14 protein-coding genes are annotated in these 14,636 nt (G+C 38.5%); 10 read left to right on the top strand and 4 right to left on the bottom strand.

Going from position 1 to position 14,636, the window contains the following annotated elements; all coding sequences use genetic code 11:
- Positions 1-5: 5 nt before the first annotated feature.
- Positions 6-1,343: an MATE family efflux transporter gene (locus BM015_RS07470; RefSeq protein WP_090656888.1), complete on the bottom strand. Its 1,338-nt coding sequence runs from the start codon at positions 1,341-1,343 to the stop codon at positions 6-8.
- 90 nt (positions 1,344-1,433) lie between these two features.
- Complete coding sequence (locus BM015_RS07465; RefSeq protein ID WP_143075784.1) at positions 1,434-2,024, bottom strand: Uma2 family endonuclease; 591 nt, start codon at positions 2,022-2,024, stop codon at positions 1,434-1,436.
- 119 nt (positions 2,025-2,143) lie between these two features.
- On the opposite strand from BM015_RS07465, the gene BM015_RS07460 reads away from it, so the two are divergent.
- The 9 genes from BM015_RS07460 (at position 2,144) to BM015_RS07425 (ending at position 9,866) form a co-directional block, all read left to right on the top strand.
- The gene (locus tag BM015_RS07460; protein ID WP_090656878.1) at positions 2,144-2,503 is read left to right on the top strand and encodes a DUF5655 domain-containing protein; all 360 of its coding nucleotides are present in this window, start codon (positions 2,144-2,146) and stop codon (positions 2,501-2,503) included.
- 101 nt (positions 2,504-2,604) lie between these two features.
- Positions 2,605-3,144 carry an RNA polymerase sigma factor gene (locus tag BM015_RS07455; protein ID WP_143075783.1) on the top strand — a complete coding sequence of 180 codons (540 nt, stop codon included), beginning with the start codon at positions 2,605-2,607 and terminating at the stop codon, positions 3,142-3,144.
- Positions 3,145-3,155: 11 nt separating this feature from the next.
- A complete protein-coding gene (locus BM015_RS07450; RefSeq protein WP_090656873.1) occupies positions 3,156-3,965 on the top strand; it encodes a zf-HC2 domain-containing protein in 810 nt (269 codons plus the stop codon).
- A 169-nt stretch (positions 3,966-4,134) separates the two neighbouring features.
- Positions 4,135-4,908, top strand: a complete 774-nt coding sequence (locus tag BM015_RS07445; protein WP_143075782.1) for a DUF4097 family beta strand repeat-containing protein — start codon at positions 4,135-4,137, stop codon at positions 4,906-4,908.
- An 84-nt stretch (positions 4,909-4,992) separates the two neighbouring features.
- On the top strand, positions 4,993-5,628 hold the full coding sequence (locus tag BM015_RS07440) for a DUF4097 family beta strand repeat-containing protein (protein WP_143075781.1): 636 nt from the start codon (positions 4,993-4,995) through the stop codon (positions 5,626-5,628).
- 130 nt (positions 5,629-5,758) lie between these two features.
- On the top strand, positions 5,759-7,078 hold the full coding sequence (locus BM015_RS07435) for an asparagine synthase-related protein (protein WP_090656868.1): 1,320 nt from the start codon (positions 5,759-5,761) through the stop codon (positions 7,076-7,078).
- A 105-nt stretch (positions 7,079-7,183) separates the two neighbouring features.
- Positions 7,184-7,360: a hypothetical protein gene (locus BM015_RS21535; RefSeq protein WP_177191845.1), complete on the top strand. Its 177-nt coding sequence runs from the start codon at positions 7,184-7,186 to the stop codon at positions 7,358-7,360.
- A gap of 51 nt (positions 7,361-7,411) precedes the next feature.
- On the top strand, positions 7,412-8,353 hold the full coding sequence (locus BM015_RS07430; RefSeq protein WP_090656866.1) for an archaeosine biosynthesis radical SAM protein RaSEA: 942 nt from the start codon (positions 7,412-7,414) through the stop codon (positions 8,351-8,353).
- Between the two features lies 1 nt (position 8,354).
- Positions 8,355-9,866 carry an NAD(P)/FAD-dependent oxidoreductase gene (locus BM015_RS07425; protein WP_177191844.1) on the top strand — a complete coding sequence of 504 codons (1,512 nt, stop codon included), beginning with the start codon at positions 8,355-8,357 and terminating at the stop codon, positions 9,864-9,866.
- Positions 9,867-9,961: 95 nt separating this feature from the next.
- On the opposite strand, the gene BM015_RS07420 is transcribed toward BM015_RS07425, so the two are convergent.
- On the bottom strand, positions 9,962-10,723 hold the full coding sequence (locus BM015_RS07420; RefSeq protein WP_177191843.1) for a DUF3108 domain-containing protein: 762 nt from the start codon (positions 10,721-10,723) through the stop codon (positions 9,962-9,964).
- A gap of 156 nt (positions 10,724-10,879) precedes the next feature.
- Positions 10,880-11,602: a hypothetical protein gene (locus BM015_RS07415; protein ID WP_090656846.1), complete on the bottom strand. Its 723-nt coding sequence runs from the start codon at positions 11,600-11,602 to the stop codon at positions 10,880-10,882.
- A 171-nt stretch (positions 11,603-11,773) separates the two neighbouring features.
- Here BM015_RS07415 and BM015_RS07410 point away from each other — a divergent pair, with 171 nt between their 5' ends.
- Positions 11,774-14,593 (top strand): FAD-binding and (Fe-S)-binding domain-containing protein, encoded by a 2,820-nt coding sequence (locus BM015_RS07410; RefSeq protein WP_090656841.1) that lies wholly within the window; start codon positions 11,774-11,776, stop codon positions 14,591-14,593.
- Positions 14,594-14,636: the final 43 nt, after the last annotated feature.

Here is a 14,636-nt window from a genome sequence, read left to right as displayed (position 1 = left end):
TATTATTATATCTTTTTGCCCATCCATTTGTTGCTTTGTATGTACCAGTAAGAGGGAACGAATAAAGCTATCCAGTATATCCATTCGCTCATCCAGCCAATGGTGATAGAGAGGTTCAAATATTCAAGTACTGTATAAACATATATGCAATACAAAATAATAGCGATTGTTTCTGTAAACAGGTTTCTTCTGCTATTACCTGTGCCAAGTACTGCATTAAGCCATATTGTAGAAACAGATTGCAGTACAAGTGCCAAAGAAATTACGCGGGCAACAGGAATAGCAGCTTCTATAAAACTATCGCTTTGGCCATAAGCGCTTAAAAAGAATTTGGTAAACAGGTTGATAAGAATTGCTATGCAAATAGAAAATATTAAACCGAGTTTGGTTATTTTATAAATGAGCTCTTTTACGCGGTGTTCTAATTTTTGCCCTATAATATTACTCACCATGCTGTTAGATGCTGAAGCAAACGACCAGGCAAAACATCCGAATATGCCAAACATATTGCGCATAATATTTGAAATAGCAAGCGGCTGTGTACCATGGTGTTCAATGAGAATGTAGAAAAATTCCCAGCTTGCCAGGCTTATAGCAAACTGTAAAATGAGCGGTGATGATTGATGAAGAATAATTTTGATGGAATTAAGGTTAAGTTTTTTATTCTTAAAAAGATTGATGCTTTTACCGATGCCTTTAAAATGAATTACGCTGAAAATGGTTACGAGGCCGGTAAATTCTGCAATGATAGATGCATAAGCTGCGCCGTTAAAACCCATTTCCGGAAAACCAAAATGCCCGAAAATAAATGCATAATCAAAGAATACATTGGCCAAGGTTTCTGCAAGTGTTCCTATTATCAGGTATTTGCTTTTATTAATGCTGATGAGCAAAGCGTTGCGTAACTGGTAGATATATAAAAACGGCACCCCCCAAATACGAATGCGTAAAAAATCAATGGCCATTTCTATATCCTGCTCATTATGCAATGAATATTTTAAAATAGCCGGGGCAATAAACCATGTAATTAAAATACCAGCGATGGCAAATGCCAGCGCAATGCGCACCGCCTGGAAAAATAAAAGCCCGATTTCGCCTGCTTTATTTTCACCGGCCCGGCGGCTCATTAAAGCCTGCAGACCGCTGCTTAATCCAAAACCCATCACGCCAAAAACAAGATAATAAACGCCTGTAATGCCTGCAACAGCCAACGCTTCTTCGCTTAAATGACCAAGGAAAATATTATTGGTAATGAAATTAATATTAGGAACCAATATGGAAAGGGCAATTGGCAGGGCAATGCGCAGTATTTGTTTATTGGTTATTTCTACGGTTAGTTGCATGGGCGCGCAAAGCTAAGCGGTAATAAGGAATGAGCAAAGCAGTATAAGAAGCCTTAACACTTTAATGTTTCGAATGGGCCAGGCGGTTTATCATCCGAGGGTTACGCCATCATAAATGTCAGCGATTAACAGGTCTTCATTAATCGCTTTTATATTTAAATATTCCCGGGGTGAGTTATATTCTTCCAACTCCCAGTGATGGTTTGTATTCAGCCTGAATACTTCAATATGTATGCTTTCCGAATCAATCAGCACATATTCCTTTAGCGTTGGTATATCGCGGTAAAGTTTAAATTTTTCGCCGCGGTCATAATTTTTGGTTGAAGGAGAAAGCACTTCAATTATTACTGCAGGATTTAAAACGTTCCAGTTATCATTGTTCAACGTGATTAATTCGCCGCAAACAATGGAAATATCCGGATAAGTAAAAAGCGTATTGGATTGTATATGTATGCGCTGGTCGCTTCCAAAAGGCTGGCATTTTTTGCCTTTAAGCTTTATGAAAAGGTTTCCAAATAAATTTTTAGCGATAATATTGTGTGGCACTTTTGTGCCGGACATAGCAAAGATTTCTCCCTGGTAGTATTCATGTTTTTCCGTTGAAGCTTCTTCCATTTCAAGATATTCCTCAATCGAAATTTTCTGCTTGCTGTAAGCTACGGCGGGTTCTCTCACTTCCATACAATAAAAATACAATATTTGTTTGTAAGCATTGTTGCTGTTGCGTTGCAGAATTTGAAAATGCTGTTTACAGCCTATAAAAGCCGGTAAAAATCTCAATCTTTGTAAAATTTTTTCTCATGCCGGATAAAACCATCGCAGATTTCCTGTCAGGAAAAACGCAGCATACTATTGACCTGTTCAATCATTTTACAGATGCATATAATAGTATTGGATTGATAGAGTTGCACGCAGCTAAAACTATGATAGGTGTATCAAACGGGCATAAACGTATTGCATGGATAACACAGTTAGGCAAAAATTTTATCCATATTATTTTCCCCTTTAAAGAGCCTCATTACGATAACCTTTGTTTTATTAAGATTGCGCAGGTGCCGGGCAATAATCAACAGTTCAATCATCACTTCCGCATGCTGCATATTTCGGATATTAATGAAGAGGTGATGGATTATATGAAACTGGCTTTTGAGCAGCAATAAGCTATTCTCTTCAAAAAAATAATTACAAAAAATTGTAACCTTTTTATCTTTCTGAAGTAACCTATATAAAGCGAATCTAAAGCGAACACAAATTATACAGCGTGGCTGAACTCACAGATGAGAAAATAATGTACAAGGTAAAAGAGGGCGAATTGGCCGAACTAACACAATTGTTCGATCGCTATAATGTGCCTGTATATAATTTTTTCCTGCGGTTAACGGCTGAAGCCGCGATAAGCGAAGACCTTACACAATCATTGTTCTATCGCATACTGCGTTACCGCAACAGCTTTAATGCTGCTGCCGGAAGCTTTAAATCGTGGATGTACCAGATGGCAAGAAACCTGCATGCCGATCATTGCAGGGAAAAGCTGCGGCTAAGTGAAGTGATTAAAAATGTGCATGAATACCCGGAAGATGTTTTGGAAAAAGAAGATGGGTTTAAAGAACATGATTTTGAACAATTGAAAAAAGCTATGGCAAGCCTGGGGCCTGTTGACAGGGAGCTGATTGTTTTAAGCCGTTATGAAGGTTTGAAGTATGCAGAAATAGCAAAGATGAAAAGCATGTCGCTAAGCGCTGTTAAAGTGCAGATACATCGTGCATTAAAAGAATTAAGGTTACTTTATTTTAAACAATAAGAGATTTGATTATGCAGTGTTATGAAGCTGAATCGTTGCTGATAGATTACTTAGATGCACAACTGCATCCGAATGATAAGGCGCCATTGGAAAGGCATTTGAAGGAATGTGCACAATGCAGGCAGGCGCTGGAAGAATACAGGCAGATTTTTGCGGGCATACAAAATGATAAAATTAAAAAGCCCGGCCCGGCGCTGCGTGAAAAATTTGAAAGCATGCTGCAGAGCGAACTCAATATAGAAGCTACTGCAAACATTGTAAATAAGCATGAAGAAAAGAGCGCTGCTGTAAAATCTATAAACCGTTATGCATTGCTTTACAGGATTGCTGCCAGCATTATACTTATTGTATCAGGTTTCTTTATTGGTACAACTATAACTAACAATAAACCCGGAAACGGGCAGGTGGCGGAATTGAAAAGCGAAGTGAAAGAAATGAAAGAAACATTAACGGTAAAACTGCTGAATGAAGAATCAGCAAGTGAGCGCATAAAAGCAGTAAGCTATGCGGATGAAATAACAGATCCTGATAATAAAATTGTTACGGCGCTTATTACCACGCTTAATGAAGATAATAATGTAAATGTTCGGCTCGCAGCCTTGTATGCACTTGCAAAATTTTCCAATAACAATAAAGTAAGCGACGCACTGGTGGCATCACTTGGCAAACAAACAGAACCACTGATGCAGATTGCATTGATCAATATTCTCACAGAGAAAAAAGAAACAAAAGCCAAAGCGCCTATACAGGAAATACTGAAAGATAAAAACACATTACCGCCTGTTAAGGAGATAGCGGAAAAGGGGCTTAAAGTTTTATAATTTTTGTTTTCAATAAAACGGTTATGAACAGGAACCCGGAGCTGCATAGCGCTGTGCAGATGAAGGTAATGCGACGCAACCGTGCTTAACCGCAGTTCATTTGCCGGTAATATAAAAATCCCAAAAACCCGAAGGGTTATTTAAAAATTACTATTTAAAATTTATAAGAATGAAACACATTAGTTATGTTTTACTGTTAATGCTTTGCCTTGCATCTTTTTGTTTGCATGCACAGGAGTATAAAATAGCTGTGCAGAATACGAAAGACGGTAAGCTTATATTGAATAGTTTCCCGGGCGATTTGCCGGTGGAAGGTTATAGTGGCAATGAGATAATTATTACATCAGACTTGCCCGCCAAAGCGCCCGACAGGGCTAAGGGATTAAAGCCGGTATATGCAGGCGGCACTGATAATACAGGCATTGCTGTTGCTGCCGATAAAAATGGCAACCAGGTAGTACTGCAATGTTTATTGCCCATAACAAAATCTGCAAATTATAAAATTAAAGTACCTGATAATTTCAGCATCCAGATAGACAATGATTGCGGCCATTCAGGCGATGTAACGGTATCAAATATGAAGGGGGAGCTGGCTGTAAAAAACTGCCAGGATATAAAAGTGAAGAATGTTTCAGGGCCACTGGTGTTTTATACTATAAGTGGCAATATCAATATAAATTTTGCATCACTTGCAAAAGACAGGTCGGTTTCTCTCGCTTCAGTGAGCGGTGATATTGATGTTACTGTTCCCGCAGCTACAGGCATGGATGTGGAGCTGAATAACATCAGCGGTGGCATTTATTCTGATTTCAGTTTTCCCAATGATGATAAAGGCCTGAAACGTGTAGGCGGCGGCAATTCTGTAAAAAGCAGGCTGAATGGTGGCGGCGCCAGTCTTAAAATTACCAACGTAAGCGGCAATATTTATTTAAGAAAAGGATGATGGTGGCGAGCATCGTGAAACGTAAAGTTTAAGTGCAGGGCGTTGTAGTTTATCAAACTCTTTTAATTGAAAAAAACAAAACCAATGAAACATATAACCGTCTTATTGATATTATGCATGTTAAGTTGCTTTACACATGCGCAGAAAATAATAGAAAAAAGCCTGGCTTTTGCACCAGGTAAATTTATAAAGCTGAATATTCAGATAGCAGATTCTATAAGGATTGTTACATGGAATAAAAGTGAAGTATCTGTAAAAGCATCTGTTGATATAAACGACAATAAAAACAACGATATCTATCTTACGGATTTTAATGATGCGGGCAATACAATTACAGTAGATGCAAAATTTGAAGACAATAAAAAAAGAAAAGATACCTGTAATTGCTGCAACTACAGGAGCAAAATTTATTGGGATATTTATATTCCTGAACAATCATCTTTTGCAGTAGAAACTATTAATGGCGATATCATTATTGAAGGCAATACAAAAGATGTGAAGGCACATACCATCAGCGGGTTTATTGATATGGGGCTTGCAGCTTCACGTAAAACAGACCTGAAGATGAGCACTATCAGCGGTACTATTTATACAGACGTTGCAATAAATGGTAATGGCAAATCAAGAGGCGGTAACAGCGTAACAGCTGTTTTTAACGGCGGCGGCGAAGCAGTGAACCTGGAAACAATAAGCGGTAATATTTATTTAAGAAAAGAGTAAAACTGGTGTTGTAATTTTTGATAAATGGCGCATGAAGAATGCGCCATTTTGATTATATATTAATTTAGATTTCTTTTAAAATAAATCAGATAATCATCTATACATTTGTTGCTATAGTAAACTACGATATATGAACCAGTATGTAACGGATTTTGTGAGCCTTATTGATAGCAACAGTAACATCATTTTCAATATGACATACCAGGAGGCTGCGGCTGCAGTTGCCTCCGGCGACCCGGCTGCCGTACGCAAAATCGACGGCCAGTTTGCCATAGTTGAAAAGGTGGGCCGCCAGGTATTTATGGCGCGTTCCCTTGGCAGGCCCATGCGTTATTTTCTTGCCAAACAGGTCTCAGGGCCTTTGCTTATTGTAGCAGAACGCATGGATGAAATTTATGAGTTTCTCAAACAAAGGGAATTGCATCACCAGTTCCATCCTTCTTATACAAGAATGGTTCCGGCGCATCACCTGGTAAAGCTTGAAGTAGTAGGCTGCCCCGATCCCAACCCGGTATATACAAGATTTTTTGAACCGCAGCGAAATGTGCTGCCCACCGACCTTGATGCTATCGGAAAAAAATATATAGAAACATTAGCCAATGAATGTCAAAAGTGGTTGTTGACGATCCCTGAAAATGAGCCGGTAGGCGTTTTGTTTTCGGGCGGCATTGACAGCGGCTCTGTGTTTCTGGTGTTGTATCATTTAATGCTGAAACTTGGCATGTCGCCGCAAAGGCTTAAGGCTTTTACTTTATCTGTAAATGGCGGCGCCGATGCAGCGCAGGCACATGAGTTTATGGATAAACTGGGTTTGTCGCTTTTTCTTGAAGTAGTTGATGTGCCTTTATCAGCCATTAATTATAAAGAAGCCATTAAAGTAATTGAAGATTATAAATCGCTCGACCTGGAAGCAGCAACAATGGCGCTGGCGCTTTGCGGTAGAATAAGGGAATTATATCCCGATTGGAAATATATGGCCGATGGCGATGGCGGCGATGAGAATTTAAAAGACTATCCTATTCAAATAAATCCTGAATTAACTATCCGCAGTGTTTTAAATAACCTTATGCTGTACCAGGAAGGTTGGGGCGTTGATAAAATAAAACATTCATTAACTTATTCCGGCGGGCAAAGCAGGGGGCATATCCGTTCTTATGCGCCTTCTAAAAAATATGGGTTTAAAGACTTTAGCCCTTATGCCTTGCCAAATGTAATTGAAGTGGCGGAAGGTATTCCGTTCATAGCGCTTACCAATTGGAAGGAGGAAGTATTGTATGCGCTGAAAGGAGAGGTGGTAAGCCGCGGTATAAAAGCTGTTACTGGTTTTGATATGCCGGTATTTGAAAAGAGAAGGTTCCAGGAAGGCGCTGTGCCAGAAGATGCTTTCTCAAAAGTTTTTGGCGCCAGTGAGGTAGAATACAGAACATTCTTTCATTCATTGTATGCATAAGATTTCGAAATATTTGGGCTAACACAAAATGAGTGGGAGCCTTTCTTAAAAGGGAAGGGTTACCAGGCGTTTATCGTTCAAAGAAAAAAATCTTAAATTTGAGTTATGAAAAGTGTATTGGAATTGAATGAAAAAAAAGTGCCGGTTGTACGTATTGATAAAGCATTGAATAAATACGATGATGTTGTTCTTTTTCCTGAAAAAGTAAAGAAAGCCCGGGAGTCTTTTAAAAAATTTGGAATCCCTGATTTAAAAAAGCGCAGCCAAACAACAACAAAGTAACCCCCGGAAGAGACTTATATAACGTTCTGCAGATTTACTTCAATTCACTGTATGCATAATGGTTTTGATGGTAAAGCAATTACACAACTTCGTTCAAAAAAAAATAAATTAAATCCGTTTATTCCCTATCATTTTTTACATGAAGAGGAACCGGGTTTATCCGGCGGAATTGAAACTGTAAACACTATATTTCTCACAAGCAAAGAATGCGCTTTTAAATGTTTGATGTGTGATTTGTGGAAGAACACATTGGATGAACCTGCACCATTGGGTGCAATAGTTAAACAAATCGATTATGCATTGGAAAAATTACCGCAGGCGGATGTTATCAAGCTTTACAACAACGGAAATTTTTTTGATACAAAAGCTATCTCTCCGGAAGAATATCCTGCAATCATCAAACTGCTTAAAGGTTACAAAAGAGTTGTTGTAGAGAATCACCCAAAGCTTTGTAACAAACATTGTATCGAATTCAATGACTTGCTTGATGAGAGGCTGGAAGTGGCAATGGGCCTGGAAACTATTCATCCCGATGTATTGCCAAGATTAAATAAGCAACTTACGACGGAAGATTTCAGAAATGCAACTGTATTTTTAAATCAGCATGACATTGATGTGCGTGCATTTGTTTTATTAAATGCGCCTTACATAACGCAGCCGCAGGAAAGCATTGCATGGACTTTTAAATCCATACAGTTTGCTTTTGATTGTGGTGTTGCCCGCTGTTCTGTTATCCCGGTTAGGCCGGGCAATGGTGTGATGGATGTTTTGTGGAAGGAAGGTAATTACACACCGCCTTCTTTGTCTATGCTGGAAGAAGTTTTTGAAAAAGCTTTATTGCTGCAGCAAGGACAGTTATTTGTTGATACATGGGATATAAGTTTTTTATCTGAATGCCCGCTTTGTTTTGAAGCAAGAAAAGAACGGTTGGAAAAGATGAACCTCGGGCAAAAAATACTACCGTTTATACAATGTAATTGTAATGCTGTTTAAGGTGAATAGATCTGAACATTATGATATTGCGATTGCAGGCGCCGGCTTCGCCGGCGCAATTACTGCGCTTGTTCTAAAAGAATGCGGCTTTAATATTTGTTTAATTGAAAAAGGTAAACATCCGCGTTTTGCAATAGGAGAATCTTCTACACCTATTGCCGACATGATTTTGCGTTCGCTTTCATCAAAATATAACCTGCCCTGGCTGTATGATTTTTCACGCTATGGCAGCTGGCAACAAGCCCATCCTGAAATCGTGTGCGGAATTAAAAGGGGCTTCAGTTATTATAAACATTATCCTGGTAAAGCGTTTTCAACAGATGATAATCATATCAATGAATTGCTGGTTGCTGCAAGTGTAAGCGATGAGTTGTCTGATACCAATTGGCTGCGGTCAGATATTGATGCTTTTCTTGTAACAAAAGTTAGAGAAGCAGGCATCGGTTATTTTGATGGAACAGAAATTACATCGGCCATTAGAGAAAATAGTAAGTGGGAGATTGCTGCTAATTACAATAATAATAATCAAACTATTCATGCTTCTTTTTTTATTGATGCAACTGGCAGCGGAATATTGGCTGATAAATTATTTTCTGTAAAATCATCAGCAGAAAATTTTCTTACTAATTCGTTTGCAATATTTTCTCATTTTGATAACCTGCCGCGATGGACAGATATACTCCGTCAAAAAAATATTGCCACAAACGACTATCCTTATGATGCAGACAATTCGGCTTTGCATCATGTATTGGATGAAGGCTGGATTTGGCAACTTCGTTTTAATAATAACCGCACAAGCTGGGGCTTTGTATTAAACGCCAATAACCTTTCATTGCAAAAAATGCAAACGAAGGAAATCTGGAACATGATGCGGGAAAAATATTCTGATATAGATTTTATATTAAAAGATGCAATGCTTTCTGCGCAACCTGGAAATATTATACGCTCAGGCAGGCTGCAAAGAAAGCTGGAAAAATGCTTTGGCGACGGCTGGGTGGCTATGCCGCATACCATTGGTTTTGTTGACCCACTTTTCAGCACAGGCATTGCTTATTCGCTTGCAGGCATTGAAAGAATTGCTGAGATATTATCAGGCAACCGCAATTTTCAACAGCCACTGTATGATGAGCTGCAGGAATATGAAAATATTGTTACCGAAGAATTGAAATTGATTGACCTGCTTGTGGCCGGCTGTTATAAAACAATGGAGCATTTTCAATTGTTCAACGCATGGTCTATGCTGTATTTTACGTTTACAATTATGTACGAACAAAAGCGGTTAAAAAACCTTCCCGTAAAATATTTTCTTGAAGCGGATAAGGCTGAAGTGCAGCAAATGGCACATTCGGCCTATAAAGATTTACTCAAACTAACGCAGCAGGAAACTATATCTCAGGCTGATATATCAGCTTTTACTGACTCGGTAAGAGAGAAAATAAAACCTTACAATATTGCTGGTTTAATGGAGCCATCTTTTAAAAATATGTATCATCATACGGTGGCTGTGTTGTGATGCAGCGTAAGCAAAAGTTGCCAGTGGTGAATGGGGGAGTTGATTTCCCTGGAGAAGCCCTTTCTTCAAAAATCCTTATAGTTTATGCACTATAATTATTTATTTACTGCCAATGGATATTTAAGGTTTTCATATTGCGATAAATCAACCTTAATGCTGCCAACCGTAAGTTTGGATTGAATTCTTACCGGTAAATGGTTATTGTCGTCAGTAACCCATACCGTCATGTCTTCGCCACCTTTAAATGCATTGCCTTTCAATAATAAAGGCTGCAATTTGATGGCACTAAATTTTCCATATTTCGTACTAATGGTTTCTTTGCCCATGTATTTTATATACATGTTATAAATGTCGTTTCCAAAAAACATGTTGAATGTAATTTTATCGCCGGGACTGTATTTCGAATAATCAAGATTTCTCGCCAGGTAAACAGAACTAATTACATCCTGAACGTTTTCAGGAACATTGTATGTTCCTTTTTTTGTAGTCGCTGTATTATTATGCCGGTTAAAAACAACTTCTTCATGTTTTTTGTACTTGCCCTCACTCACATTGCGTATGAATTTTACAGGCTGCATGTTATCTGCGTTCAGGTAACTTTCATAGCGGTCCCGTACTTTAAAAATCCAGTCATACTTTGAATTGGTTGAACCTTCGCCTATCAAATGATAAATATTTGCATCAGGCGTGCTTGCCTCATTCACTGAAAAAGAAGCCGTGCCCGCATTGAAATAAATGCCTGCAACTGTATAATATACCGTAAATTTTATTTTCTCACCCGCCTGGAAAGAAAGGTTTTGTGCCTGTGAATTAAATACTAACCACGTAAACAGCAATACAAAATTTAATCTCCTCATCACTACCTCCATTCTTTTATTTGTGCAATGCAAAGTTCGCAATTTTTAAAAAATTAAACAAGTGTTTAATTTTTTTACGATTCATACTTTTATTAAGACATAAATTGAGACGATATTATACAGTGATTATTTGTTAAAAATATTTTAATACGGATGTTAAAGATTATGCAGCAGCTGCATATAATATGCATCAAGAAAAGGCTTACCAAGCTTGCTGTAAGGCGCCCATATCCGTTCAACGGGCAACAGTACTTCTACCGCTTCGGCGTCAGGAAAAGTCTTATAATCAAACCGTATGCTTTCTGTGCTTATATAACCTGTGTAATAATACTGCATGTTTTTTGAAAGGGCATATTGCAGCTTCTGCAATATTAAAAATTTTCCAGGGCTGTAAGCACGATATTGCGGATGATAAATATTCATGATGCCGGCAATAGATTCATTGCCTGTATCAAAATATCCTGCCGCAATCAGTTTATTTCCGTCAAGCACCTTTATCATCATCGAGTCAAATGGCTCTGGTAATTCGGGCTGGTGCAGGTAACTGGCGCACGAAGCTGAAACCTCGAATTGAACATATTTTTTATAAGCGGCATATAATGTTTCTATTTCATCGTCTACGTATGCAGGTTCAATAACCACCGTAAAACCAGCGCATTTTTTTAAAATATTCCTTGCAGCTTTTTTTAATGAAACATCCTGCGCCAAAGTGCGCAGCCAGAATACAGGAATAGTTTTATAATCACTGTTTATAATAGTTTCATTGCAGGTAAACATAAGATGCTGCATGCGGTAGTAACCGGCAGCGAGCAACCTGTCAAACAATTCGTTTTTAAAGCCTTCCTTTGGCGGGGATATGTAATGTAAATCGTTGCTCATCTTAATTTAAAAATACTTCGATAAATAATCGTAAGATAAAGGCAGATTTTAAAATTTGAAAAACAGTTTTATATATTGAAGAATAAGACCGGAATCTTTTGTATTTGTTGAACGGCAATAACAAACCGGGATATATTTTTACAAAACTATTTCTTCATAAATAACAACGAAGTGATATTAGAATCGTTGCACAGGATTTTGCCTGCTGAACGGATTAAAAGCAGGCTGATTGATGTTATAACCTATGCCTCCGATGCAGGTTTTTACCAGCTTATACCGAAAGCTGTTGTACAGCCTGTAAATGAAGATGAGGTAAAACAGCTTTTTGCATTATCTCATCAGCAAAATATTCCCCTGGTTTTTCGTGCCGGCGGCACAAGCCTTTCCGGGCAATGTATTACAGATGGCATCCTGGTTGATTTAAGTAAATGCTGGAACAAAATTTCAATTGAAAATAATGCAGCATTTGTAAGGGTTCAGCCGGGCATAACCGGTGCTATGGTGAATACTTATCTTAAAAAACATGCCTGCAAAATTGGCCCCGATCCGTCCAGCATATCTGCGGCAATGATGGGTGGAATTTTATCAAACAATGCCAGTGGTATGTGCTGCGGCGTAAAATATAATTCCTATCATACGGCAAAATATATACGATTTATTTTGCCTGATGGCAATACATATTCAACTGAAGTTGAAGCGGATTATGACCGTTTTGCCACGAATAATAAAACGCTTGCAAATGAGCTGATAAACCTGCGCAATATTGTTCTAAATAATAGTGCTTTATCAGGTAAAATAAGATTCAAGTATCAAACAAAAAATACAGTTGGTTATTCCTTAAATGCGTTGCTTGATTACGAACATCCGCTTGATATTTTTGCTCATCTGTTAGTTGGTGCAGAAGGTACGCTGGCTTTTATTGCGGAAGCTGTAATGCAAACCATTCCCGACCTGCCTTATAAATCAACAGCGCTTTTATATTTTACTGATATATACGCAGCCTGCACAGCCATTGAGCCGCTTATAGCTGCGGGCGCAGAAATGGTAGAACTGATGGACAGGGCATCGCTGCGTTCTGTTGAAAACATAAAAGGAATTGATCTGGTTATTAAAACATTGCCGGAACCTGTAGCGGCATTGCTGGTGGAGTTTCAGGAAAAAGATGAAGTCACATTAAATACAAAAGTTGATGCTTTCTTAAGCCTTGCCACCACGTTATCTCTTTTAAATAAACCTGCATTTACAAAAGATGCTGCGCAAAGGGAATTTTACTGGAAAATACGCAAGGGTTTATTTCCTGCTGTGGGCGCAGTGAGGGCCAGCGGCACTACCGTTATTTTGGAAGATGTAGCTTTTCCGCTGCAATTATTGGGAGATGCTATTCTTGACCTGCAGGTATTGTTTAAGCAACATCAGTATAATAATGCTATCATTTTTGGCCATGCAAAAGATGGCAATATACATTTTGTGGTAACGCAAGCTTTTAATGCAAAAGATGAAGTGGAGCGCTATCATCGTTTTATAAATGATGTGGTTGAGCTGGTAGTTAAAAAATATAACGGTGCATTAAAAGCTGAACATGGCACCGGCAGAAATATGGCGCCTTTTGTTGAAACGGAGTGGGGTGGAGAAGCTTATGCAATAATGAAGCGCATTAAAGAAGCAGCCGACCCGAAAAATTTATTAAACCCGGGTGTTATAATTAATGCTGACAAAGATGCGCATATAAAAAATCTCAAGCCTTTGCCCTCCGTGGAAGAAGAGGTGGACAAATGCATTGAGTGTGGTTATTGCGAGCATAAATGCCCGAGCCGCGATTTAACTATGACGCCAAGAAGGCGCATTGTTGCAAGACGTGCATTGCAGCAATTGAAAGCGAAGGGCCAGCCTGCATATAAACAGCTAATCAAGGAATATGAATACGATGGCCTTGAAACCTGCGCTGTTGATGGCTTGTGCGCTACTGCCTGCCCTGTTGATATTAATACCGGTGATCTTGTAAAAAGGTTAAGAAAAGAAAATCATTCCGCTGCTCAAAACAAAACTGCTTTATGGGTAGCCAGGCATTTTGGCTTTATTGAAAAATCGGTGAGGCTTGCATTACAAACCGGTAAAGGCATCAATAGCATTGCCGGTAAACATTCCATGCACCGTATTACAAAAATGCTGAGAAAGTTTATGCCGGCTGTTCCATTATGGTCAGATCATTTGAAAAAGCCGCCATCTTTAAAACCTTTATACGAAAACAGTTTGCAAAGCAATGCGGAAAAAACAATTATATATTTTCCTGCCTGTATATCGAGAGTGTTAGGCAACGGTGAAGATGGAAAGAAAAGTTTAATGGAAACATTTTTAAGTGTATCTGCAAAGGCCGGTATTAATGTAATCGTTTTAAAAAACGTTACAGGAACTTGCTGCGGCCAGATATTTTCATCCAAAGGTTTTTATCCTGCTTATCAATATACCGCCAATAAAATTGTTGAACATTTATGGAAAGATAGTGAACAGGGAAAATATCCTGTTGTAATAGATGTAAGTTCCTGCACTTATACGTTGCATCATATTCGTGCTGCACTTACCAAAGAAAATCAACAGCGCTATGATAAGCTTGTTATTATTGACAGTGTTGATTATTTGCATGATTATATCTTACCTGTTCAATCACCGGTCAATAAAAAGAACAAGGTGGTGTTGCATCCTGTTTGTGCGTTGGAAAAGCTCGGTATAGAATACAAGTTTGTAAACATCGCGAAAGCATTTGCAAACGAAGTAACCGTGCCTGTGCATGCAGGTTGCTGTGGTATGGCCGGCGACCGCGGTTTTCTTTTTCCTGAACTTACTGCTGCAGCAACGGCACATGAAGCAAACGAAGTATGCAGGCATGAATATGATGGTTATTATTCTTCTACCAAAACCTGTGAAATAGCTATGAGCGAGGCTGTGAAAAAAAATTATGAATCTGTTTTATACCTCGTGGATGAATGCATTTAAATACGATATAAACAACTTGTTTAATAAATAACTGTATTAAAAA

Source organism: Parafilimonas terrae, from assembly GCF_900115755.1.
Classification (GTDB): domain Bacteria; phylum Bacteroidota; class Bacteroidia; order Chitinophagales; family Chitinophagaceae; genus Parafilimonas; species Parafilimonas terrae.
Note: the sequence above shows the minus strand (reverse complement) of the source record. Positions and strands in the feature narration are given on the sequence as shown.